We start from the raw sequence: 22,848 nt of genomic DNA on the forward strand, positions 1-22,848 counted from the left end.
CGCACCGCACCTCCGCTACTTCGTGGGCTCCAGCTTCGAGAGGATGAGCGCCGCCTGCGGACCCGTGGGCTGCGGGTTCGCGTAGGGGTCGTCCTCCGAGGGGAAGCCCGTGTAGTTCACCGTGGAGTACTGTGCCACGGCGGGGCGCGACCAGATCACCAGGCCGGGGGCGTCGTTCACGAACGCGTCCTGGATCACCTGCATCGCCTCGGCGCGGGTCGCGTCATCCGATGCGCCCTTGAAGGCCGCGAGCGCCTGGGTGACCGCGTCGTTCTGGTAGCGGCCGAAGTTCCAGTTCGCGGTCTCGCCGAGCGGCACGTAGGACGCGCCGTCCATGATGTTCGAGTAGAGGTTCCACGGCGTCGAGCCGCCGTCGGTCCAGTGCAGGGTCGCCTGGAAGTTGCCGAAGGGGATGATGTCGTTGAACCACGTGTCCTGCACGGCCGGCTCGACGGTCGCGGTGGCGCCGAGCTCCTCGGCGCCGGCCTTGATGATGTCGAGCGCCGAGAGGTAGTCGCTCCAGCCCGCGGGGTTGGTGAGCGTGAAGGTCACGGCCGTGCCGTCGGGGTCGACGAGCTTGTCCGACGCGTCCCAGGTGTAGCCGGCGTCGGTGAGGAGCTGCTTCGCCCCGTCGACGTCGACCTCGAGCTCGGCGCCGTCGAACTCGGGTGCGATGTAGGCGTCGCCCGAGGGCTGCGGCAGGCCGGTGACGTTCGAGATCTGCGGCCACACGCCGTAGCCGGCCTTCTCGGAGATCTCGGCCCGGTCCACGACGAGGTTCAGCGCCTGGCGGAACGCGGGGTCGTCGAACGGCTTCGTCTCGTTGTTGAGGTACAGCACGTCGACGCCGAAGCCGCCGCCCGCCACCTGGTGGAAGTGCTCGGGGTCCTTGGCGATGAACGTGTTCTCGTAGTCGGGGATGAACGTCCAGCCCCACTGCGCCTCGCCGGTGGTGAGCGCCGTGGTGAGGCCGTTGTTGTCGTTGAACGTGTCGTAGCGCAGCGTGCCGACCTTCGGCTGGCCGCCCCAGTAGCCGGGGTTCGGCTTCATCGTGACCGACTGCGGCGTGAACTGGTCGAGCAGGTACGGCCCGGTGCCGATCATCTCGTCGTCGGTGAACTGCACCGGGTCGACGTCGGCCCAGATGTGCTCGGGCACGATGAGCAGCTTGTAGAGCTTGTCGCGGTTCACGTACTGCGAGGTCGTGAAGTCGACCGTGACCTGGTTGCCGTCGACCGAGATGTCGCCGTACTGGTCGGGGAAGTCGATGTTCAGCTCGGGGGTGTCCTTGCGCAGCTGGATCGAGTACGCGATGTCGTCGGCGGTGAAGTCCTCGCCGTCCGACCACTTCACGCCGTCGCGCGCGGTGATGATCGCCTGCGTCGAGTCGTCGTTCCACTCGACCGACTCGGCGAGCCACGGGGTGGGCTCGTCGGTCGGGTGCAGCTCGTTGATCTGCATGAGCGACTCGTACACGACGTACGCGTAGCCCAGCGAGAGCGAGGCCGAGCCGGTGGCGAGCGGGTTCTGGTTCGGCGCCTGCGGGCCGTTCGGCATGCCGATCGTCAGCACCTTGTTGCTCGAGTCACCGCCCCCGCCACCGCCGGCACTGCACCCGGTGAACGCCAGGCCGGCGGCGACCACGATGGCGCCGGCGGCGAGGATGCTCTTTCGCATTTCCATGCCTCCTTGCATTTCTGTTGTTCGTGCGTGTGGTGATGCGTGTTGCGTGGTGCTCAGCCGCGGATCGGGACGTCGATCTCGAGGCGGAGGTCTCGGGAGGACCGGCCGACGTGCGCGCGGTACGCGCCGGGCCGGAGGGTGAAGCGCGCGGCATCCGTCGACCACGTCTCGAACGCGCGCCGGTCGATGGGCAGGTCCACGGTGGCGGTGCCGCCCGCGGCGACGTCGACGACCGCGAAGCCGGCGAGCCAGCGCAGCGGACGGTCGGGGTCGGATGCCGCGTCGGCCGGGTCGGCGGCGAGGTAGCACTGCACGACCTCGCGCCCGTCGCGGGCGCCGGTGTTCGCGATCGTGACGCGCACGACGACGGCGGGACGCGGGTCCGCGGGGGTGCCGGCTGCGTTCACGTGTGCGTCGGTCGCGTCGACGGATGCCGCGTCGACGAGCTCGACCGACCGGTACTCCCACGCGGCGTACCCGAGCCCGAACCCGAACTCACGGGCGGGCGTGCGGCCGAGCCGGTCCCAGCCGCGGTGGCCCACGTCGAGTCGCTCCGTGTACTCGATGACGCCGTCGACGGGGATGCCGTGCGGCACGGGCACGTCCTCCTCGCGGGCGGGGAGGGTCCACGGCAGGCGGCCGCTCGGCTCGATCGCGCCCGTGAGCACGGCGGCGAGCGACGTGCCGGCCTCCTGGCCGGGCAGCCACCACCAGAGCACCGCGGGCACCTCGTCGAGCCACGGCAGGATCACGGGTGCGCCCGCGTTCACGACCACGACCGTGCGCGGGTTGGCGGCGGCGACGCGGCGCACGAGCTCGTTCTGCCGGGCGGGCAGCGCGAGGTCGGGGCGGTCCCAGCCCTCGGACTCGGTCTCGGGGTTGGTGCCGACGACGACGACCGCGAGATCGGATGCCGCGGCGGCGGCCACGGCCGCGTCGAGCTCCTCGTCGATCGTGAGGCCGGGCGCGCGGTAGCGGAAGTGCACGCGCACGAAGCGCCCGTACGACTCGCCGTCGACGACCTGCGCGTCGACCTCGACCCGCGCGAGGCGGGGAGCGTCGACCTCCACCACGGCCTCGACGCTCGGCGGGTTCGCGTAGCTGGAGTTCAGCACGACCTCGACGCCCACGGGCTCGTCCGACGCCGCACGCAGGGTTCCGTCGACCGTGACGCGGTGCGCGCCCACGGGCGCGAGCTCGATCACGTGCCGGCCGGCCGCGCGCAGCTCGACGTCGGTGGTGAGCCGAGCGGATGCCACGCCGGCGTCGTGCACGGGGAACCAGAGGCTCGCGGCATCCGGAACCTGCAGCGACTCGCGCACGACGCCGTCGGCGTCGAGGAGGTCGATGCGGATGCCCGGCTCGCCGTCGGGTGTGGTCAGGAGCTCGCCCGGGGCGAGCGGGGCGCCGACCGTCGCGGCCCCGCCGCGGTCCAGGGCGACCTCGGCATGAGGGAGCGCGTCGCGCAGCGCGTCGATCGGCGCGCTCACGTGCGGCGGGGTGACGAACGCACTGCCGCCGCCCTGGGTGAACGGCACGACCGCGTTGTGGCCGATGAGCGCGATGCGTCGCGGGCCGTCGGCGCCGGTCGCGACCGGGAGCAGGCCGCCCTCGTTGCGCAGCACGACGGTCGATCGGGCCGCAGCCTCGGTGAGGAGTGCGGCGACCTCGTCGGACGCCGGGTCCTCGGTCGCGCCGCTCGCGTCGTACGGCAGCAGGTGGCCGGCGAGGCCGCTGAGCGCGCCGACCCGCTCGGCGAGGCGCAGGATGCGCGCGACCTTGTCGTCGATCGCCGACTCGGGCACGCGTCCGTCGCGCACCGCGTCGAGGAGTCCTTCGGCCCACGGGCCGCCGGGCCCGGGCATCACGAGGTCGAGCCCGCCGAGCGCCGGCTCGACGGCGGTCTTGGTGGCGAGCCAGTCGCTCACGACGATGCCGTCGAAGGCCCACTCGTCCTTGAGGATGCCGTTCAGCAGCGGCCCGTGCGCGGTCGCGGTGGCGTCGACGCCGTCGCGGGCGAGGCCGTTGTAGGCGGCCATGATCGTCCAGATGCCGGCGTCGACCACGGCCTCGAACGGGGCGAGGTAGACCTCTCGCAGGGTTCGCTCGTCGATGCGGGAGAGGTACTCGGTGCGGTCGGTCTCGGTCTCGTTGCCGACGAAGTGCTTGACGCACGCCGCGACGCCCTGCTCCTGGATCGCGCCGACGAAGGCGACGGCGAGGCGCGCGGTGAGCAGCGGGTCCTCGGCGAGGCACTCGAAGTGCCGGCCGCCGACGGGGCTGCGCTGCAGGTTCACGACGGGGGCGAGGATCACGTCGACCGCCTTGCGCCGCGCCTCGGCCGCCATGAGCGCTCCGAGGCGGGCCTGCAGGTCGACGTCCCACGTGGCGGCGGTCGCCGACGGCGCCGGCAGCTGCGCCGAGGGCAGCCCGTCGTCGCCCGTGCCGCGCACGCCGATCGGGCCGTCGGAGACCGTCATGGTGCGCAGGCCGATCGCGGGGATCTCGCGGAGCGTCCAGGTCGCGGCGCCCGTGAGCAGGGCCACCTTCTCGTCGAGGGGGAGCGAGGCGGCGACGGCCGCGGCGTCGAAGCCCGGGCCCGGCGCGATCGTCTCGGTGCCGGAGCGGGCTCCGCTCTCGTCGAGGGCGCCGGTGGCGGTCGTTGGGGTCACGCCTATACTCCATTCACAGCTCGTCGTTGAGTGACGAAGGACATGCTGGCACACTTACTGACTTGTAAGTAAGTTTGGAAGAGTCACAGTTCGGTAACGGCGTGCCCGGGCCCGTTCCGGGGCCGCGTCACGAGTGCTGCACTCGACTCGCGAGCCTCGTCGGCGCCTCCGGCAGTGCAGCGGATGCCGCGGCGACGAGCCGCACAGGAAGGGAAACACCGTGGTGGAGACAGCGCGAGACGAGACGCGCAGCCGGCCCGCCGCCGAGCGCGTGCAGCGCCCGCAGGCCCGCACGACCGAGCGTCGCGAGGCGGTGCTGAAGGCGGCGATGAACGTCTTCGGCGCGCGGGGCTACAACAAGGGCGCGCTCGTGGAGGTGGCCGAGCAGGCGGGGATGACCCACGCCGGCGTCCTGCATCACTTCGGCAGCAAGGAGGGCCTGCTCGTCGCGATGCTGAAGTACCGCGACGGCGAGGAGGTCGCCGGCGTCCCCGCGCGGGCGCAGACCGAGGGCCCCGCGTTCCTGCAGCACCTCGTCGACACGGTCGAGGAGAACACGCACCGGCGCGGCGTCGTGCAGGCGTACTCGGTGCTCTCGGGCGAGTCGGTCACCGACGGGCATCCGGCCCACGACTACTTCCAGGGGCGGTTCCACGTGCTCCGGGCGAAGATCGCGGGCGTGCTCGGCGAGGTGTCGGGGAACACCGACCAGCAGGAGCTCGACGACGCGGCATCCGCCCTCATCGCGATCATGGACGGCCTGCAGGTGCAGTGGCTGCTCGAGCCCGAGGCGATCGACATGCCGCGCATCCTGAGCCGCACCATCGACGAACTCGTCGATCGCCTGAAGCGCGGCTGACGCGCTCGCGCCCGATTCAGGCCTTCGTCGCCCTCTCAGGCACGGACGTGCGATTCCGGCCTGAATGCGCGTCGAGTGCCTGAATCCGTGATGTCATCCAACCCGAGACGTGGCGCCGCCCGGCGCCGCCTACGCCGCCGGCGCCTCCGCACGCTCGGGCACGCGCACGAACAGCATCATCACGAAGCCGGCGGCGAGCACGATGATGATGCCGAGGATGCCCCAGTACGTCGCGCCCGCGACCCCGATGAACAGCGACCAGAGCAGCGGCGAGAGGAAGCTCGCCGCGCGGCCGGTCGTCGCGTAGAGGCCGAAGATCTCGCTCTCGCGGCCCGCCGGCGTGACCCGCGCGAGGAACGACCGCGACGCCGCCTGGGCCGGGCCCACGAAGAGCGTGAGCACGAGCCCGAAGACCCAGAACACGAGCTTGCCCGCATCGTGCAGGAAGAACACGAGCAGGCCCGACATCACGAGGCCGCCGAGGGCGACGAGGATGACGGCGCGGGCGCCGAAGCGATCGTCGAACCGGCCGGCGAGGATCGTCGAGAGGCCGGCCAGGAGGTTCGCGGCGACGCCGAAGAGCAGCACCTCGTCCCTCGTGAAATGGAAGGCGACGGCGGCGATCACCGCGCCGAACGCGAACACGCCCGCGAGCCCGTCGCGGAACACGGCGCTCGCGAGCAGGAACCAGAACGTCGGCCGCGACTCGCGCCAGAGCGCCCGGATGTCCCGCACGAGCACGACGTAGCCGCGGAAGAAGCCGACCTTCTCGCGGTGCGCGGCGGGCGGCGCCTCGGGCACGTACGCGAAGATCGGCCAGGCGAACAGGATCGCCCAGATCGCGCAGCCGACCGCGATGACGCGGTAGGCGAGGCCGTTGTCGGTGGGCATGCCCCACCAGTCGAACGTCGTCGCGATCACCACGAGCACGAGCGCGATGATCCCGCCGATGTACCCGAGGCCCCAGCCGAGGCCCGAGACCTTGCCGACCGTCTTCGGCGTCGACACCTGCACGAGCATCGCGTTGTAGTTCACGCCCGCGATCTCGCTGAACACCGTGCCCGCCGCGATGAGCGCGATGCCGAGCACGAAGTACGCCGGCGACGCCTGTACGAAGAACAGCGCGAACATGGTGGCGATGAGGGCGATCGTCGCACCGCCGAGCCAGACCTTGCGGCGGCCCGAGACATCCGCCCGCTGGCCGAGCACGGGCGCGAGCAGGGCGATCAGGATGCCGGCGATCGTGATGGCCCAGCCGAGCCCGCTCGCCAGGTCGGCGAGGCCCTGCTCGTTCGCCGGGTCGTTCTCGCCGAGGGCGGCGACCGAGGGGTCGAGGAAGGCGTCGCTCGTGAGGTAGAGCGCCGTGAACACGAACGTGAGGATCACCGAATTGAACGGCTGCGTCGCCCAGTCCCACAGCGCCCACGACCAGACCTGCTTCGCTGGGATCCGGTGGTCGCCCTGGAACTCGAGTCCGGTCACGGGTTCGAGGTGATCGGTCGCGCCGGAGGACTCGGAGTGCTGGGTCATGTGGGAGAGCCTCGTTCGTTCGGGTGAACGGCGGATGTCGCGGCGCTGAGCGCCACCGCATCGGCCGGGGATCGTCGCTGATCCTGCTGCACTGTAACGCCGCCGATCCCCCGCGCGCGAGAGGGCTGCGTCACCGGGTCACGGCAGGTGCACGTCGGCCACGACCGGGAAGTGGTCGGACGGGAACAGGCCGTCGACCGGTTCGCGGACGATCGACGCGGATCGCACCGTCACGCGGGCGCCACGGCACACGAGCACGTGGTCCACGCGGCGGTCGATCTCCTTCACGGCCTCGAGCGGTGCGAAGGGCACCGCGGAGCTCAGCGTGACCGCCTCGGGGTCGCCGCCGCCGAGCTCCCACGTGTCGTCGGCCACGGCGGCGAGTGGAGCGAACTCCGGCTGCGTCGCGTCGCAGTTGAGGTCGGCGAGGAGGAACGCCGGACCCGTCTTCGCGGCACCCGCGAGCAGCTCGGCGAGCATCGTCGCCTGCGCGAGGTGGTCGTCGGCGTACTCCGGCTCCCACTCGGTCGCGGCGACGATCACGCGGAACGCGGCATCCGGATGCCGCACCTCGGCCTCGAGCGCGACGGGCGCGACCTGGCGGTGGCTCACGGGCAGTACGTGCCGCGTGACGGTCCCGATCGGCCACCGGCTCACGAGGCCGACGCCCATCGCGACATCCGCCTGCTCGGGATGCTCGGGCGGCATCGGCACGGGCGGCAGCGACGGCGCGAGGAACTCGGCGTGCAGCCCGAGCCGCTCGGCCACGACGTGCGCCTGCGACGTCTCGTCGGTCGCCCAGCACTCCTGCAGGCCCACGACGTCGGGTCGCAGCCGTTCGAGCGTCGCGAGGATGCCGCGCTCCCGCGCCCGCCAGTCGGGCTCGAACCGCCACAGCACGTTCCACGTCACGAGCCGCATCCGGCGAGCGTAGGCCGCGCCCGCGGCATCCGGAACCCCTTGCGCGCACCCCCGAACGGCGCGCACCTCGCGAAGGGACGCAACACGCCGCGGTGTTCACGCTTGGATGGGCGTGTCTCGTCCCCTCGCGAGGGCGCCGTTAGAACCCGACCTCGCCCACGAGCTCGCCGAACAGCTCCTCGCCGTCGCACTCGAGCCGCTGCCGGGTGAACCAGTCGCACACGTTCACGCAGTCGCGGTGCAGCAGGTCGAAGCCCTGCGGGTTCGACACGAGGTCGACCACCTGGGGCAGGTCGATCGCCACGATCCGCCCGTGGTGCACGAGCAGGTTGTACGGCGAGAGGTCGCCGTGCGCGAGGCCGGCCCGGGCGAGCACCCGCATGAAGTCCGCCACCTGCTGGAACAGGTCGCGCAGGGTCGCGGCATCCGCCCGCTGCTGGGCCAGGCGCGGTGCGGCCACGCGGCCGTCGCCGATGAATTCCATGAGCACCTCGGTCTCGTGCACCTGCACCGGGTAGGGCACGGATGCCCCGAGCTCGGTGAGCCGGGTCAGCGCGTCGAACTCGGCGTAGGCCCACTGCACGCGGGCCACGGCGCGACCGAATGACGTGCCCTTGGCCACGGCGCGCACGTCGCGGGTGCGGCGCAGTCCGCGACCCTCGGTGTAGATCGCCGAGCGGTGGAAGTCCGAGTGCTCGCTCGTGCGGTACCGCTTGGCGGCGAGCAGCACCCGATTGCCCGGCACGTCGGCCGGGGCATCCGGGATCGCCCGCTCGATGAGGTGGAGGTTCGCCTCCTTGCCGGTCTTCACGACGCCGAGTTCGGTGTCGATCGCCGCGGCGGAGGTGACGAGCCAGTCGGGGCGCGGCTCGGGGCCGCGTTCGGATGGGATGGTCGCCGGCCACGTGGACCAGCGCTGGCCCTCGCCGGGCTCGGCGGCCTGGAACGCGAGGGCGGTCGGCGCGCCGGACGGCGCGCCGGAATCGTCGAGAGACGAGAGGAAGTTCACGGTGGTTCTCCGAGATCGTGGAGGCCACCGGACGCGGCGCTGAGCGCTACGGGCGGGCGGCCTCGCAGGGAAGGGTGTCTGCGATGAGGCGCGCGACAAGGACGGTGTTCATCGTTCTCTCCTTCCGATCTCGGGCATGGATGCCGCGTGGCGCGGTCCGCAGGCGAGCATACGCGCTGCCCGCCGCCCTGTCCATGGTCGATTCGACGCGTGCACGCGGCGACGGCGCCGCTCACCGGGTGACGCCCACCTACCGGGCGACAGCCGCCTCGATGATGCGGGCGCTCGCCGCGGCGCCGTCCTCGCCCGCGAACTCGCGCTGCACCCGAGCCGCCGCGACGCGCATCCCCGGATCCGACAGCACGCGCTCGACCGCCGCCCGGAACTGCGGCCGGCGCACGTGCTTCGGCGGCACGCGGAGCGCATTGCCCTGCCGCACGCACACCTCGACGTTCCACACCTGCTCGGGCTGCAGGCCCATGCCGACGAACGGGATGCCGGTCGCGCACGCGGTCTGCACGGTGCCCTGTCCGCCGTGCAGTACGGCCGCGTCGACGAGTCCCCCGAGCCGGTGCGCCGGAAGCAGCTCGGTGACGTGCACGTTCGCGGGCACCGCGTCGCCGGGCTCGAGGTAGTGGCGGATCGGCGCGACGACGTTGACGGGCAGGCCGCCGAGCACCTCCGCGGCCGCGAGCGCCAGTCTGCGGTCGGCCGACGAGCCGAGGCCGAGGTACACGAGCGGCTCGGGCGCTGCGGCGAGCTCCTCGACGATCGGCGGCAGCGGTGCGTCGATCCGGGCGAAGATCGGCCCGACCCGACGGTAGTCGTCGGGAAGGTCGTAGCCCTCGAGCTCCCAGGGCATGACCGTGAGCAAGTTGACGTCGGCCTCGAGCATCGAGGCGACCGTGCGCAGCGGCGCGACCCCGTTCGCACGGGCCACCGACGTGAACGCGCGCGGCGCGACCGGAGCGCGCGTGTAGAGCCATCGGAACGCCGCCGTGGCGACGCGGTCGGCCGCGCGGGCGACGGCGCCCGTGCCGGGCACGAGGTGCATGCGCCGGGTCTGCGTCACTTGCGGGCCAGTGAGCGCGAACGGCACGGGATAGAACAGCGGCACGCCTTCGGCACGCGCCGAGATGAGCGACGTGATGTTCGAGCCGATCACCACGGCCGACGCCCCGAGCCCGCGGATCAGGCCGCGCTCCGCGTCGACGCGCGCCGCGACGAGCTCCTTGGTGAACGGGCTGCGGATCGCCCGGCCCTGGTCGAAGTCGAGCGCCTGCTTCCGCTGCGCCGCCGTCCAGGCCGGTTCCAGTGGATGGTAGGGGAAACCGGCATCGTGGATGAGCTGCACGAAGTCGTGTTCGTAGCCCATGAACTCGGCCCGGTGGCCGGGGCCGAGCGCGCGGGCCACCTCGATCATGCGCGTGGTCTCGGCGAGGTTGAACGTCACCGGGGCGAACAGCATCACCGCCACGTCAGCTCCCTTCGGCGATTCCGACTCTGGCATAGGGTGCTGCCATGCGCAGGGAGGCCACGGTGGTGCTCGTCGAGGGCGAGAGCGACCGGCGAGCGCTCGCGGCGCTCGCGCGCCGCCTCGAGCGCGACCTCGCGGCATCCGGCGCCGAGGTCGTGCCGATGGACGGCGTCACGAACCTGCGCCACCACCTCGCCGAGCTCGATGCGCTGGATGCGCCGCCGCGCGTGCTCGGCCTGTTCGACGTGGGCGAGCAGGCGCACGTCGCCCGCATGCTGACGGCGGCCGGCCGGGGTCCGGCGGACACGACCGACGACCTCGAGGCGCTCGGCTTCTTCGCCTGCACGCTCGACCTCGAGGACGAGCTGATCCGCGCCGCCGGCCCCGAGGTGATCGAGGGCGTGCTCGCCGAGCACCGCGATCTCGCGCGGTTCCGCACGTTCCAGCAGCAGCCCTACCAGCGCGACCGGCCCATCGAGGCGCAGTTGCGCCGCTTCGCCGGCACGGCGGCCGGCCGCAAGACCTGGTTCGCCGCCGACGTCGTCGAGGTGCTGCCGCTCGAGCGGATGCCGCAGCCGATGCTGCGCCTGCTCGACGCCGTCGGGCGCTGACACCGGTCGGCGGCGCTCAGCCGGCGGTCTCAGCCGGCGGGCTCAGCGGGCGTGGTCGGCGAGGATCTGGTCGATGTCGATCTGCGAGAGCAGGTGCTGCCAGTCGAGCTCGCGGGCGACGTCGGCGACGTCGGGCTCGGCGAACGCCTGGCCGTTGCGGTGCACCACGACGCCCGTCGGCACCAGCTCGTTCAAACGCGCGAGGATGGCGTCGTCGACCGCCTCGGTGTCGAAGTCGGCTCCGACGCCCGCGTAGTAGTCGGCCGAGAGGGTGTACGAGACGAGTCCGACCTCGATCGGTTCAGCCATGTCGTGGCTCCTTCGCGAGTGCTCCGTGATCCGGTTCCCCATTCTGCCAGCGCCGGGTGACGGCGGCGCGCGGTTTGGGTCTATCCCCGCCGGTCCGACTGTGGTTGTGTTCTGTCATGGGTGGGCAGGGCGCGCCTGGGGCGCCGTTCAACTTCCGTCTCGCGATCCTCCTCGCGATGGCGATGTTCGTGCTCGTCGTCGACACGTCGCTGATGAACGTGTCGATCTCCGCGGTCGTGCACGACCTCGACACGACCGTCAGCGGCGTGCAGGGCGCGATCGCGCTCGAGGCGCTCGTCTCGGCCGCGTTCATCCTCATCGGCGGCAAGACCGGCGACCTCATCGGCCGCAAGCTCGCCTACATCCTCGGCCTGCTCGGCTACGCCGTCGGCGCCATCGCCATGACGCTGGCGCAGAACCTCAGCGCGATCATCATCTTCTGGGCGATCATCGGCGGCATCGGCGCCTCGCTGCTGCTCCCCTCGATGCAGTCCCTCATCCACGGCAACTTCGAGGGGGCGCACCAGAAGCGGGTGTACGCGCTCGTCGGGGCGTCCGCCGCCATCGCCGCGGCCGTCGGGCCGCTGCTCGGCGGCTTCATCACCACGTTCCTCTCCTGGCGCGTCGGCTTCCTGCTCGAGGCCGTGATCATCGCGGTCGTGCTCGCGGGCATCGGCCTCGTGAAGGACGTGCCGTACCACGGCGACCGGTCGGTCGACCTCGTCGGCGCCGCGCTCTCGATCATCGGCATGGGCGGAGTGGTCACCGGCATCCTCGTGTGGCAGGAGGGCGGCGGCTACGTCGGCGTGATCATCGGCCTGGGCGTCGTGGCGCTCGGCGGGCTGGTGTGGTGGCTCCGTCGGCGCAAGGCGAGCGGCAAGGCCACGTTGCTCGACCCGACCCTCTTCGAGTCGAAGATGTTCCGCGCCGGGGCATCCGGCCAGCTGCTGCAGCAGGTCGCACTGGGCGGCACCATGATCGTGCTGCCGATCTACCTGCAGATGGTGTTCGAGTACAACGCGCTGCAGGCGGGCCTCTCGATCGCGCCGCTGTCGCTCAGCATGTTCGTCATCGCGCTGCTCGCAGGCCGCGGACTGAAGCGCCGCCCCGCGGTCGTCATCCTGTGGGGATTCGTCCTCGTGGTGGCCGGCCTCGCGATCCTCGTGCCGATCGTGCCGATCGCCGACTCGGGCTGGTGGCTCACGATCCCGCTCATCATCTCGGGCTGCGGCCTCGGCCTGCTCGTGTCGCAGCTCAACAACTACACGCTCTCGCCGATCTCCGACGAGCGGGTCAGCGAAGCGGCGGGCGTGAACTCCGCCGCCGGTTCGTTCGGCCTCTCGTTCGGGCTCGCGTTCGCCGGGGCGATCATGCTCGCGACCCTCGCGTTCACGTTCACCGCGCGCGCCGACGCCAGCACGGTGCTCTCGCCCGAGGAGCAGCAGCAGGTCTCGACCGTGCTCGAGGAGGACGCCGAGATCATGTCGAACACCGGTCTCGCGGAGCTCCTCGCCGACGAGCCGGCCGACGTGCAGGCCGAGATCATCAGCATCAACACCGAGTCGCGGAACATCGCCCTGCAGGTCGCCCTCTTCGTGCCGATCCTCGCCGGCGTGCTCGGCATCCTGAACGGGTTCCGGATGCGTCGACTGCCCGATCCCAAGCCGTCGGGCGCGAGCGAGGGGATGATGCTCGGCTGACTCGCAACGGCATCGATGGGCGGATGCCGCGTCGTCGTCGTGCTCGTCCCCGGCATTGCCGCGGCATCCGTCGTGTGCGAATATCTGCGCACCCGCGCCACCACCGGGCGTCCGACGGAGGGGGGACCGCATGACCGGAAGCCCGCATCGGCATGCGCGCGGTCACGACCACGACGGGCACGACCACGTGCACGAGCACCACGACGACCACGACCACCCGCTCGACGACCGCAGCGACCACGACCACCTGCACGAGCACGGACGCGGCATCCGCGGTGTGCTGCGCGAGTTCTTCGTGCCGCACACGCACGACGCGGCCGACTCGGTCGACGACGCGCTCGAGGCGAGCGCCCAGGGCGTGCGGGCCCTCAAGATCAGCCTGTTCGTGCTGCTCGCGACCACGGTGCTCCAGCTGGCGGTGGTGTTCCTCAGCAACTCGGTCGCCCTGCTCGCCGACACCGTGCACAACTTCGCCGACGCACTGACCGCCGTCCCGCTCTGGATCGCGTTCGCCCTGGCCCGTCGGCTGCCGTCGCGTCGGTATCCGTACGGCTACGGTCGGGCCGAGGACCTCGCGGGGCTCTTCATCGTGGCGGTCGTCGCGCTCTCGGCGGTCGTCGCGGCGTGGCAGGCGATCGACCGGCTCATCCATCCCCGGCCCGTCGAGCACCTCGCGCTGCTCGCGCTCGCGGGCCTGATCGGATTCGCGGGCAACGAGGCGGTGGCGATCTACCGCATCCGTGTGGGGCGCCGCATCGGCTCGGCGGCCCTCGTCGCCGACGGCGTGCACGCCCGCACCGACGGGTTCACCTCGCTCGCCGTCGTGCTCGGCGCTGCGGGCGTCGCGCTCGGCTTCCCGATCGCCGACCCGATCATCGGGCTCGCGATCTCGGCCGTCATCATGGTGCTGCTCTGGGGGACCGTGCGGAGTGTCGGTCGACGGCTCATGGACGGGATCGAGCCCGACCTGCTCGATCGCGCCGAGCACGCGCTCGCCCATGCGGACGGTGTGGCCGGCGTGGCATCCGTGCGTCTGCGGTGGAGTGGGCACCGGCTCTCGGGAGATGCCGACGTCGTACTGGAGGGCGACCCGACCCTGCGAGCGGCCGAGGCCGTCGCCGCGGAGGCCGAGGGACGGGTGCGCCGGGCCGTCCCGAACCTGGACCGGTTCGCGGTGCACGCCTCGGTCGCCCGCCCGCCCGGCCGGGAATGACGATCGGCCCCCGCGCGGCGGGCCGGAGCTCCGACGCGCGAGGGCCGATGGATGGCCGGCTGCCTACGGCAGCGTCCAGGTGGCCGGCGGCTTCTCCTGGTCGTACAGCCAGGTCTGGAAGAACTCGTCGAGGTCCTGGCCCGAGACCTCCTCGTACACGGCCTGGAAGTCCTCGGCGGAGCCCGTCGAGTCGTCGTAGCGGTCGAGCCAGAGCTGCGCGCCCTCGAAGAACGCGTCGTCGCCGACCTCGAGGCGCAGGGCGTGGAGCGTGCCGGCGCCGCGGTCGTAGACCGGCCCGAGGAAGAGCCCGAGCGGCTGCGGATCGCCGATCTGGAGTTCCCAGTAGTCGGAGTCGGCGGGCTCCTCGGCGTACCACTCGTTGTACGACTCCTGCGCGGTCGCGTCGCCCTCCTGCTCGTTCCAGAGCCACGTGGCGTAGGTCGCCCAGCCCTCGTTGAGCCAGATGTCCTTCCAGCCCTCGGGGCTCACGGCGTCGCCGAACCACTGGTGCGCGATCTCGTGCGCGACGGTGCCCTCGGAGGCCTGACGCGAGTAGACGGGCCGGGTCTGGGTCTCCAGGGCGTAGAAGACCGTGTCGTCGTCGACGATCGCCCCGGCCGAGCCGAACGGATACGGGCCGAACCGGCTCTCGAAGAAGTCGATCATCTCGACCTGGCGGGCCAGGCTCGCATTCGTCGTGGCCAAGCGGGCGGGGGTCAGGTTCGCGTCCACCGCGTCGATGATCGGCACGCCACTGGTCGACCAGTAGGTGGGTCGGATGACGAAGTCGCCGACCGACGCCGTCGTCAGGTAACTGGCCTGCGCGTCAGGCGCATTCCAGAACCAGGTCGTCCAGCCGTCGGCCGTCTCCGCGGGCTTCGACTGCGTGCCGTTCGCGACGGCGACCTTCCCCTCGGGCACCGTGATCTCGAAGCTGTACGTCGCCTTGTCGGTCTGGTGGTCGCTCACCGGGTACCACGTCATCGAGCCCTCCGGCTCGCTCACGACCATGGCGCCGTCGCGCATGGTGACCCAGCCGTAGAGCGCGCCCTCGATGTCCTCGGGCTGCGTGGTCGTGCCCTCGTACTCGACGACCACCTGCACGTGCTGGCCGGCCTTGATCTTCGGGCGGGGCTGCACCGTGAGCTCCCAGATGCGTGCGTCGTCATCCTGCACCTGCCAGTAGGCGGCGCCGTCCACCTCGACGCCGGCCGCCGGCACGGCCACCTCGGCAGCGGCCTTGCCGTCGACGCTGAGCGCTGTCACGTCCATGTCGCGCAGGTCGAGGTTGAACCGGTCGAGGTCCTGGGTGGCGACGAGGTCGATCGTCGCGATGCCCGCCAGCTCGCCCTCGAGCGGCGCGGGCGCCGCAGCCGGGGGCGTGTAGGTGACGGCGAGGTCGTAGTGCTGCGCGTCGTAGCCGCCGTTGCCCGAATACGGGAAGTACGGGTCGCCCGCGCCGTCGGCCCCCGCCGTGTAGCGCGGTCCGGGCCCCTTGGGCGCGGCGGCCGCGCCGATCGTGCCGAGCCCCGCGATCACCACCAGCGCGGCGGTCGCCCCGCCGAGCATCCGTGTCCGCAACCTGTTCACGAGTCCTCCCTCAGCCGTTCCGTATGACGCACTTGGGCGAAACCCTAGCCCTCGGCACGCATGCGCCGGAAGACCCGGGACGGGGGTCGGTCGCCGCCGGGTTCCGCCGCGGCATCCGCTGTTCGAGCGCGTCGTCTAGTACTCGACGGGGTCGCGCGAGATCGGGCAGGTCATGCAGTGGCCGCCGCCACGACCGCGGCCGAGCTCGGCGCCGACGATGGTGATCACCTCGACGCCGGCCTTGCGGAGCAGTGTGTTCGTGTGGGTGTTCCGGTCGTACGTGAAGACGACGCCGGGCTCGACGGCGACCGCGTTGTTGCCGCTGTCCCACTGCTGGCGCTCGCCCGCGTACCAACCGCCGCCGGGCTCGACGGTGCGGAGGCGGGGCAGGCCGAGCGCGTCGGCGACGACCTCGACGAACGGCCGGCGCTCCTCGGTGACCTCGAGGCCGCCGTCGTCGGCCGGTCGCAGCGAGAACGCGTGGATGCCGTCGACGATGTCGGGGTAGTACGTCACGAGGTCGCGATCGGCGAACGTGAACACCGTGTCGAGGTGCATCGCCGCGCGGAGCTTCGGCATCCCCGCCACCACGACCCGGGTCGCCGCATCCGCCTCGAACAGCCTCGCGGCGACCTGCGTGATGGCCTGTCGCGACGTGCGCTCGCTCATGCCGATGAGCACCGCGCCGTTGCCGACGGGCATGACGTCGCCGCCCTCGAGCGTCGCCTGTCCCCAGTCCTCCTCGGGGTCTCCCCACCAGACGGTGTTGCCCGTGTACTCGGGGTGGAACTCGTAGATCGCCTTCATGAGCAGGGTCTCGCCGTGTCGTGCGGGCCAGTAGAGGGGGTTCAGGGTGAGGCCGCCGTAGATCCAGCACGTCGTGTCGCGCGTGTAGATCGTGTTCGGCAGCGGCGCCATGAGGTACTCGTCGACGCCCGACGACTCCCGTGCGAGTGCGAGGGCGTCCGACCGGAAGTCGTCGGGCAGCTCCCGGGTCGAGAGCCCGCCGATGAGCAGCTCGGCCAGCAGCGCCTCGTCGAGGGAGTCGAGGTAGGCGCGCGTGTCGCCGACGAGGCCGTATCCGACCTCGTTGGCGGTGATCTTGCGGTCGAGCAGCCACTCCCGCGCGCCGGGCACGCCGAGCGTCTCGGCGAGCAGGTCGTGGAGCTCGACCACCTCGACGCCGCGATCCTGCAGCTTCAGCACGAAGTCGTGGTGGTCGCGCTTCGCGTTGTGCACCCAGAGCACGTCGTCGAACAGCAGCGCGTCGTTGTTGCTCGGCGTGAGGCGCTCGTGCCCGAGTCCGGGGCGGCACACGAGCACCCGGTTGAGCCTGCCGACCTCGGAGTGGACCCCGAACGTGGTGGACATGAACGCTCCCTTCCGTCGTGCGCGCGGCATCCGCTGCACGTGATCAGATCTGCACGACCCCTGTCGCGAGCAGCACGACCCCGACCAGCGCGAAGGCCAGGACGACGATGAAGACCGCCAGGCCCGGCCGCGTGAAGACCCGCGCGCCCTGCTGTCGCCGGGCGAGGAAGTAGAGCACGGTTGCCGGCGCGAGCAGGATGCAGGCGAGGAACAGGAACACGTACCCGGCCGCCCACATCAGGAAGAGCGTGTAGATCGTCGAGACCGACGCGATCACGAGCTCGCGGGTGCGCTGTGCGGGCTCGACGTCGGCGTACCCGTCGCGTCGCAGGGCGATCTTGACGGCGTAGGCGCTCGCGAGCGCGTAGGGCGCCAGGGCGAGCGCGGCGGTCAGGTCGAGCGTGAAGTCGAGGGCGTTCCGCACGAACTGCACCGCGAAGAGGATCGCCGTCACGAAGATCGAGGTCCAGAGCACGGCGTGCTCGGGCACCTCGCGCCGGTTGAGCGCGGCGAAGTGGCGGGGCAGGTCGTTGTCGCGCGCGGCGGCGTACACGACGTCGGCGGCGAGGAGTTGCCACGCCAGGTACGCCCCGAGCACCGAGATGATCAGCCCGACCCGGATGAACGCGCCGCCCCACGGGCCCACCGCGGCCTCCAGCACGCCGCCGACGGACGGCTGGGGCAGGGCGGCGAGCTCCGACTTCGGCAGGATGCCGTACGACAGGATCGAGACCGACGCGAACAGCGCGAGCACCGAGAGGAACCCGAGCACGGTGGCCCGGCCGACGTCCTCGCGGCGCTTCGCGTAGCGCGAGTACACGCTCGCGCCCTCGATGCCGAGGAAGACGAAGACCGTGATGAGCATGGTCCCCTGCACCTGCTCGAACAGCGACTCGCCGCCGGGCGCGTCGGCGCCGCCGCCGAGGTTCGCGACGAACACGTCCCAGTCGAGGAAGAACACGACGAGCACGAGGAACAGCGCCAGCGGCACGAGCTTCGCGAGCGTCACGATGAGGTTGATGCCGGCCGCCTCCTTCACCCCGCGTCGGATGAGCAGGAAGAAGCCCCAGACCGCGGCCGCCGAGATGAGGAACGCCGGCCAGGTGTCGCCCTGCCCGAGCAGCGGCTCGAGGTCGGGGAAGAGCTGGCTCAGCGTCGTCATGATGAGGACCCAGTAGAACGCGTTGCCGGCGCACGCCGACGCCCAGAAGCCGATGGCCGACAGGAAGCCGGGATAGAGGCCGAACCCCTCGCGCGCGTAGACGTACACGCCGTTGTCGAGCTTCGGCTTGCGCACCGCGAGCGTCTGGAACACGAGGGCGAGCGTCAGCATGCCGAGCCCGGCGATCGCCCAGGCGATCAGCGCCCCGTAGACCCCCGTCTGGCTCGCGAAGCGCGCGGGGAGCTGGAACACCCCGGCGCCGACCATCGAGCCGACGACCATGGCCGTCAGGGCCGGCAGGCTGAGCTTCGAGGTCGTCGTCGACGTCTCGGCGGCGGTCGTCATCGGTCGTCCCTCCCCAGTGCTCGATCCCCCAGGTGCGAACGGTGCAGGGCGGGCGCACGGCCCGATCCCGTGTCTAGCGCAGGCCGGATGCCGCCGCAAGCGTCGCGACGCAGGCGGCGACGCTCGACGGCGTCAGGCGCACGTGCAGCCCGAATACTGGGAACCAGCCGTGAGTTGAGTCGACTGGGCTCAACTTCGGCGGATCCGACTTGACACGTTCCTCGAGCACTTGGCACACTTGAGCCGTTGGGACTCAAGTTCCGACGCCACTGACTTCGGTCGCGGGCCAGGACGGCCGGGCCGACCGCCGATGGAGTGCGCGCGGCATCCGCTCGCGCAGGCTCCCGGCAGAAGGAGATACACACATGTCACGAGCAGTAGGAATCGACCTCGGCACCACGAACTCCGTCGTGAGCGTGCTCGAGGGCGGCGAGCCCACGGTCATCGCGAACGCCGAGGGCTTCCGCACGACCCCGTCGGTCGTCGCGTTCACGAAGGACGGCGAGGTGCTCGTCGGCGAGACCGCCAAGCGCCAGGCCGTCACCAACGTCGACCGCACCATCGCGTCGGTGAAGCGCCACATGGGCACCGACTGGTCGAAGGAGATCGACGGCAAGACGTACACGCCGCAGGAGATCTCGGCGCGCATCCTGCAGAAGCTGAAGCGCGACGCCGAGCAGTACCTCGGCGACACGGTCACCGACGCCGTCGTCACCGTGCCCGCGTACTTCAACGACGCCGAGCGACAGGCCACCAAGGAGGCGGGCGAGATCGCGGGCCTCAACGTGCTCCGCATCATCAACGAGCCCACCGCCGCGGCCCTCGCCTACGGCCTCGACAAGGGCAAGGAGGACGAGCTCATCCTCGTCTTCGACCTCGGCGGCGGCACCTTCGACGTCTCCCTCCTCGAGGTGGGCAAGGACGACGACTTCTCGACCATCCAGGTCCGCGCGACCGCCGGCGACAACCGCCTCGGCGGCGACGACTGGGACCAGCGCATCGTCGAGTGGCTGATCAAGCGCTTCAAGGACACCACCGGCGTCGACGTGTCGAAGGACCGCATCGCGCTGCAGCGCCTCAAGGAGGCCGCGGAGCAGGCGAAGAAGGAGCTCTCGAGCTCCATGTCCACGAACATCCAGCTGCCCTACCTCTCGCTCACCGAGAACGGGCCCGCGAACCTCGACGAGACGCTCACCCGCGCGCAGTTCGAGAACATGACGAGCGACCTGCTCGACCGCACCAAGAAGCCCTTCGAGGACGTCATCCGCGAGGCCGGCATCAAGGTGTCCGACATCGCGCACGTGGTGCTCGTCGGCGGCTCGACCCGCATGCCCGCCGTCTCCGAGCTCGTGAAGCAGGAGACCGGCAAGGAGCCCAACAAGGGCGTGAACCCCGACGAGGTCGTCGCCGTGGGCGCCGCCCTGCAGGCGGGCGTCCTCAAGGGCGAGCGCAAGGACGTGCTGCTCATCGACGTCACCCCCCTCAGCCTCGGCATCGAGACCAAGGGCGGCATCATGACGCGGCTCATCGAGCGCAACACGGCCATCCCGACCAAGCGCAGCGAGACCTTCACGACCGCCGACGACAACCAGCCGTCGGTCGCGATCCAGGTCTTCCAGGGCGAGCGCGAGTTCACGCGCGACAACAAGCCGCTCGGCACGTTCGAGCTGACCGGCATCGCCCCGGCCCCCCGCGGCATCCCCCAGATCGAGGTCACCTTCGACATCGACGCGAACGGCATCGTGCACGTGTCCGCCAAGGACAAGGGCACCGGCAAGGAGCAGTCGATGACCATCACGGGCGGCTCGAGCCTCCCCAAGGAGGACATCGAGCGCATGGTGCGCGACGCCGAGGAGCACGCGGCCGACGACAAGAAGCGCCGCGAGTCCGCCGAGACGCGCAACCAGGCCGAGCAGCTCGTCTACCAGATCGAGAAGCTCATCAAGGACAACGACGACAAGCTCCCCGAGGACGTGAAGTCCGAGGTGCAGGGCGACGTCGACGCGCTGAAGTCGGCGCTCGCCGGCGACGACGACGCGGCCGTGAAGTCGGCGTTCGACAAGCTCTCCCAGTCGCAGGGCAAGCTCGGCGAGGCGATCTACGCCTCCTCGCAGCAGCAGCCCGCGGGCGCCAACCCGGGCAACCCCGGTGAGGACGCCTCCGCCAGCGGCACCGACGGCGGCAGCTCCTCCGACGAGGACGTGGTCGACGCCGAGGTCATCGACGACGAGGACGAGAAGAAGTAATCATGTCGGACGAGAACCAGAACCACGACGAGCCGATCATCCGCGACAAGCGGCGGATCGACCCCGAGACGGGTCAGGTTCGGCAGCCCGAGGGCGCGCACGAGGGCGAGGTCGAGGCGACGGATGCCGCGTCGGCCGAGCCCGGCGATGAGGACGTGCTCACGGTCGACGACATCCTGAACGCCGCGCAGGCGGAGGTGCAGGAGCCGAGCGACGAGCACCTCGCCGACCTCAAGCGCGTCACCGCGGAGTACGCGAACTACCGCAAGCGCACCGAGGCGAACCGCGAGGTCGAGCGCGAGCGCGCGGTCGGCGCGGCGGTCTCGGTGCTGCTGCCCGTGCTCGACGACCTCGACCGCGCCGAGAAGCACGGCGACCTCGAGGGCGACGCCCCCTTCGCGACCATCGCGGCGAAGCTCCGCGCGGCGGTCGAGAAGCTCGGGCTGACGCCGTTCGGCGAGGTCGGCGAGCCGTTCGACCCGACGCGGCACGAGGCGATCTTCCAGCAGCCGTCCGACGAGGTCGACACCGACACGGTCGCCGACGTCGTCGAGACGGGGTACCTGCTCGGCGGCACGCTGCTGCGCGCGGCGAAGGTCGTCGTCAAGACGCCGCAGTAACCCGTTCGGCCGGCTCGCGGCATCCGATGCACCGGATGTCGCGGGCCGGCCCACATCGTTTCAGGCAGACTTCAGGAAGGAGGTGCCGATGGCCAGTCAGGATTGGTTCGACAAGGACTTCTACCAGGTGCTCGGCGTCTCCAAGGACGCGAGCGACGCCGACATCAAGAAGGCGTACCGCAAGCTCGCGCGCAAGTACCACCCCGACCAGAACCCGGGGGATGCCGCGGCCGAGGCGCGCTTCAAGGAGATCAGCGAGGCGCACTCGGTGCTGGCCGATGCCGAGGAGCGCAAGGAGTACGACGCGATCCGTGCGATGGGGACAGGCGCGCGGTTCACCGCGCCCGGCGCGGGCGGCGCCGGCGGCTTCGAGGACGTCTTCGGCGGCATGTTCGGCGGCCAGGGCGGCGGGGGCACCCGCTACACGTTCCAGCAGGGCGGCGACTACGACGACCTGCTCGGCGGCCTGTTCGGCGGTGGTCGCTTCGGCACGCCGAGCGGCGGCTACCGCGGCTTCGGCGGACCCACCAAGGGCCGCGACGTCACCGCGTCCACGACGCTCGACTTCATCACCGCCACCAAGGGCGACCAGATCACGCTGCAGACCGCAGAGGGCAAGCCGATCACGGTGCGCATCCCCGCGGGCGTGGCCGACGGCCAGAAGATCAAGCTGCCCGGCAAGGGCCACCCCTCACCCGACGGCGGTGAGGCCGGCGACCTCATCCTCACGGTGAACGTGCGCAAGCACCCGGTGTTCGAGCGCGACGGCCTGAACCTCCGCGTGACGGTGCCGGTCACGTTCGCCGAGGCGACGCTCGGCGCCACCATCCAGGTGCCGACGCTCGGCGGCGAGCCCGTGAAGCTGCGGGTCGCGCCCGGCACTCCGAGCGGCCGCGTGCTGCGCGTGAAGGGCCGCGGCGTCGAGACGAAGAAGGGCACGGGCGACCTCCTCGCCGTGGTGCAGGTGGCCGTGCCGTCGCACCTCTCGAAGGACGCGAGCGAGAAGCTCGAGGAGTTCGCGGCGCTGCTGCCCGACGAGGACCCGCGTGAGGAGCTGCTCGCGAAGGCGAGGAGCCAGCGATGAACGAGTCGAGCCCGCTGTTCGTCATCTCGGTCGCGGCCGACCTGGCGGGCATGCACCCGCAGACGCTGCGGCAGTACGACCGCATGGGGCTCGTCTCGCCGACCCGCACGGCCGGCAAGTCGCGGAGGTACTCGATGCGCGACGTCATGCAGCTGCGCGAGATCGCGCAGCTGTCGAGCGAGGGCGTGAGCCTCGAGGGCATCCGCCGCGTGCTCGGCCTCGAGGACGAGGTGCAGGGCCTCCGTGCCCGCGTGCGCGAGCTCGAGGCCGCGCTCGCCGACGAGATGCTCAACCGCCCCGGACGCCGGGTCTTCGCCGCCGGCTCCGCGGGCGACATCGTGTCGGTCCGCACCGGCACGCGCGTGCGCCGCGAGAACGCCGTCGTCGTGTGGCGGCCCCTCGACCGCGAGTAGCGCGGGTCCGCTCCTTCCTTGCGCGCGTCGCGC

18 protein-coding genes are annotated in these 22,848 nt (G+C 71.3%); 8 read left to right on the forward strand and 10 right to left on the reverse strand.

Going from position 1 to position 22,848, the window contains the following annotated elements; genetic code table 11:
* Window positions 1-15: 15 nt before the first annotated feature.
* Together FYC51_RS08565 and FYC51_RS08570 are read right to left on the reverse strand one after the other, a co-directional pair.
* The gene (locus FYC51_RS08565; RefSeq protein ID WP_238476270.1) at window positions 16-1,677 is read right to left on the reverse strand and encodes an ABC transporter substrate-binding protein; all 1,662 of its coding nucleotides are present in this window, start codon (window positions 1,675-1,677) and stop codon (window positions 16-18) included.
* Between the two features lie 59 nt (window positions 1,678-1,736).
* Window positions 1,737-4,355: a beta-glucosidase gene (locus tag FYC51_RS08570; RefSeq protein WP_238476271.1), complete on the reverse strand. Its 2,619-nt coding sequence runs from the start codon at window positions 4,353-4,355 to the stop codon at window positions 1,737-1,739.
* 220 nt (window positions 4,356-4,575) lie between these two features.
* On the opposite strand from FYC51_RS08570, the gene FYC51_RS08575 reads away from it, so the two are divergent.
* Window positions 4,576-5,214: a TetR/AcrR family transcriptional regulator gene (locus FYC51_RS08575; protein WP_148733159.1), complete on the forward strand. Its 639-nt coding sequence runs from the start codon at window positions 4,576-4,578 to the stop codon at window positions 5,212-5,214.
* Between the two features lie 129 nt (window positions 5,215-5,343).
* Here FYC51_RS08575 and FYC51_RS08580 read toward each other — a convergent pair whose 3' ends face one another.
* From FYC51_RS08580 to FYC51_RS08595, 4 genes are all read right to left on the reverse strand, one after another.
* Window positions 5,344-6,744, reverse strand: a complete 1,401-nt coding sequence (locus FYC51_RS08580) for an MFS transporter (protein WP_148733160.1) — start codon at window positions 6,742-6,744, stop codon at window positions 5,344-5,346.
* Window positions 6,745-6,882: 138 nt separating this feature from the next.
* Window positions 6,883-7,665 (reverse strand): endonuclease/exonuclease/phosphatase family protein, encoded by a 783-nt coding sequence (locus FYC51_RS08585; RefSeq protein ID WP_148733161.1) that lies wholly within the window; start codon window positions 7,663-7,665, stop codon window positions 6,883-6,885.
* Window positions 7,666-7,804: 139 nt separating this feature from the next.
* Window positions 7,805-8,674 (reverse strand): serine protein kinase RIO, encoded by an 870-nt coding sequence (locus tag FYC51_RS08590; RefSeq protein WP_148733162.1) that lies wholly within the window; start codon window positions 8,672-8,674, stop codon window positions 7,805-7,807.
* 250 nt (window positions 8,675-8,924) lie between these two features.
* Window positions 8,925-10,142 (reverse strand): glycosyltransferase, encoded by a 1,218-nt coding sequence (locus FYC51_RS08595; protein ID WP_238476363.1) that lies wholly within the window; start codon window positions 10,140-10,142, stop codon window positions 8,925-8,927.
* Between the two features lie 53 nt (window positions 10,143-10,195).
* Here FYC51_RS08595 and FYC51_RS08600 point away from each other — a divergent pair, with 53 nt between their 5' ends.
* The gene (locus FYC51_RS08600) at window positions 10,196-10,762 is read left to right on the forward strand and encodes a TOPRIM nucleotidyl transferase/hydrolase domain-containing protein (protein WP_148733164.1); all 567 of its coding nucleotides are present in this window, start codon (window positions 10,196-10,198) and stop codon (window positions 10,760-10,762) included.
* Between the two features lie 42 nt (window positions 10,763-10,804).
* Here the strand turns inward: FYC51_RS08600 and FYC51_RS08605 are convergent, their stop codons facing one another.
* A complete protein-coding gene (locus FYC51_RS08605) occupies window positions 10,805-11,071 on the reverse strand; it encodes a hypothetical protein (protein WP_148733165.1) in 267 nt (88 codons plus the stop codon).
* A gap of 116 nt (window positions 11,072-11,187) precedes the next feature.
* On the opposite strand from FYC51_RS08605, the gene FYC51_RS08610 reads away from it, so the two are divergent.
* Together FYC51_RS08610 and FYC51_RS08615 are read left to right on the forward strand one after the other, a co-directional pair.
* The gene (locus FYC51_RS08610) at window positions 11,188-12,771 is read left to right on the forward strand and encodes an MFS transporter (RefSeq protein WP_148733166.1); all 1,584 of its coding nucleotides are present in this window, start codon (window positions 11,188-11,190) and stop codon (window positions 12,769-12,771) included.
* Window positions 12,772-12,901: 130 nt separating this feature from the next.
* Window positions 12,902-13,984 (forward strand): cation diffusion facilitator family transporter, encoded by a 1,083-nt coding sequence (locus FYC51_RS08615; RefSeq protein WP_148733167.1) that lies wholly within the window; start codon window positions 12,902-12,904, stop codon window positions 13,982-13,984.
* 63 nt (window positions 13,985-14,047) lie between these two features.
* On the opposite strand, the gene FYC51_RS08620 is transcribed toward FYC51_RS08615, so the two are convergent.
* From FYC51_RS08620 to FYC51_RS08630, 3 genes are all read right to left on the reverse strand, one after another.
* Window positions 14,048-15,574, reverse strand: a complete 1,527-nt coding sequence (locus FYC51_RS08620; RefSeq protein WP_238476272.1) for a M1 family metallopeptidase — start codon at window positions 15,572-15,574, stop codon at window positions 14,048-14,050.
* 135 nt (window positions 15,575-15,709) lie between these two features.
* Entirely contained in the window at window positions 15,710-16,945 is a 1,236-nt protein-coding gene (locus FYC51_RS08625; protein WP_148733168.1) for an arginine deiminase, read from the reverse strand.
* A gap of 43 nt (window positions 16,946-16,988) precedes the next feature.
* Window positions 16,989-18,452, reverse strand: a complete 1,464-nt coding sequence (locus FYC51_RS08630) for a basic amino acid/polyamine antiporter (RefSeq protein ID WP_148733169.1) — start codon at window positions 18,450-18,452, stop codon at window positions 16,989-16,991.
* 365 nt (window positions 18,453-18,817) lie between these two features.
* Between FYC51_RS08630 and dnaK the strand changes: the two genes are divergently transcribed.
* From dnaK to FYC51_RS08650, 4 genes are all read left to right on the forward strand, one after another.
* Window positions 18,818-20,698, forward strand: a complete 1,881-nt coding sequence (gene dnaK / locus FYC51_RS08635) for a molecular chaperone DnaK (protein ID WP_148733170.1) — start codon at window positions 18,818-18,820, stop codon at window positions 20,696-20,698.
* 2 nt (window positions 20,699-20,700) lie between these two features.
* The gene (locus FYC51_RS08640) at window positions 20,701-21,318 is read left to right on the forward strand and encodes a nucleotide exchange factor GrpE (RefSeq protein WP_148733171.1); all 618 of its coding nucleotides are present in this window, start codon (window positions 20,701-20,703) and stop codon (window positions 21,316-21,318) included.
* Between the two features lie 88 nt (window positions 21,319-21,406).
* Window positions 21,407-22,402, forward strand: coding sequence for a DnaJ C-terminal domain-containing protein (locus FYC51_RS08645; protein ID WP_148733172.1), 996 nt, complete (start codon window positions 21,407-21,409; stop codon window positions 22,400-22,402).
* A complete protein-coding gene (locus tag FYC51_RS08650) occupies window positions 22,399-22,815 on the forward strand; it encodes a heat shock protein transcriptional repressor HspR (RefSeq protein WP_148733173.1) in 417 nt (138 codons plus the stop codon). Before FYC51_RS08645 ends, FYC51_RS08650 begins: the two co-directional genes overlap by 4 nt.
* Window positions 22,816-22,848 lie beyond the last annotated feature (33 nt).

Source organism: Agromyces mariniharenae, assembly GCF_008122505.1.
Classification (GTDB): domain Bacteria; phylum Actinomycetota; class Actinomycetes; order Actinomycetales; family Microbacteriaceae; genus Agromyces; species Agromyces mariniharenae.

Bases quoted from the DNA above. Each gene is read 5' to 3' on its own strand.
- FYC51_RS08565 (WP_238476270.1), bottom strand. From the start codon at position 1,677: ATGCGAAAGAGCATCCTCGCCGCCGGCGCCATCGTGGTCGCCGCCGGC.
- FYC51_RS08580 (WP_148733160.1), bottom strand. From the start codon at position 6,744: ATGACCCAGCACTCCGAGTCCTCCGGCGCGACCGATCACCTCGAACCC.
- FYC51_RS08585 (WP_148733161.1), bottom strand. From the start codon at position 7,665: ATGCGGCTCGTGACGTGGAACGTGCTGTGGCGGTTCGAGCCCGACTGG.
- FYC51_RS08595 (WP_238476363.1), bottom strand. From the start codon at position 10,142: ATGCTGTTCGCCCCGGTGACGTTCAACCTCGCCGAGACCACGCGCATG.
- FYC51_RS08600 (WP_148733164.1), top strand. From the start codon at position 10,196: ATGCGCAGGGAGGCCACGGTGGTGCTCGTCGAGGGCGAGAGCGACCGG.
- FYC51_RS08605 (WP_148733165.1), bottom strand. From the start codon at position 11,071: ATGGCTGAACCGATCGAGGTCGGACTCGTCTCGTACACCCTCTCGGCC.
- FYC51_RS08610 (WP_148733166.1), top strand. From the start codon at position 11,188: ATGGGTGGGCAGGGCGCGCCTGGGGCGCCGTTCAACTTCCGTCTCGCG.
- FYC51_RS08615 (WP_148733167.1), top strand. From the start codon at position 12,902: ATGACCGGAAGCCCGCATCGGCATGCGCGCGGTCACGACCACGACGGG.
- FYC51_RS08625 (WP_148733168.1), bottom strand. From the start codon at position 16,945: ATGTCCACCACGTTCGGGGTCCACTCCGAGGTCGGCAGGCTCAACCGG.
- FYC51_RS08630 (WP_148733169.1), bottom strand. From the start codon at position 18,452: ATGACGACCGCCGCCGAGACGTCGACGACGACCTCGAAGCTCAGCCTG.
- dnaK (WP_148733170.1), top strand. From the start codon at position 18,818: ATGTCACGAGCAGTAGGAATCGACCTCGGCACCACGAACTCCGTCGTG.
- FYC51_RS08640 (WP_148733171.1), top strand. From the start codon at position 20,701: ATGTCGGACGAGAACCAGAACCACGACGAGCCGATCATCCGCGACAAG.
- FYC51_RS08645 (WP_148733172.1), top strand. From the start codon at position 21,407: ATGGCCAGTCAGGATTGGTTCGACAAGGACTTCTACCAGGTGCTCGGC.
- FYC51_RS08650 (WP_148733173.1), top strand. From the start codon at position 22,399: ATGAACGAGTCGAGCCCGCTGTTCGTCATCTCGGTCGCGGCCGACCTG.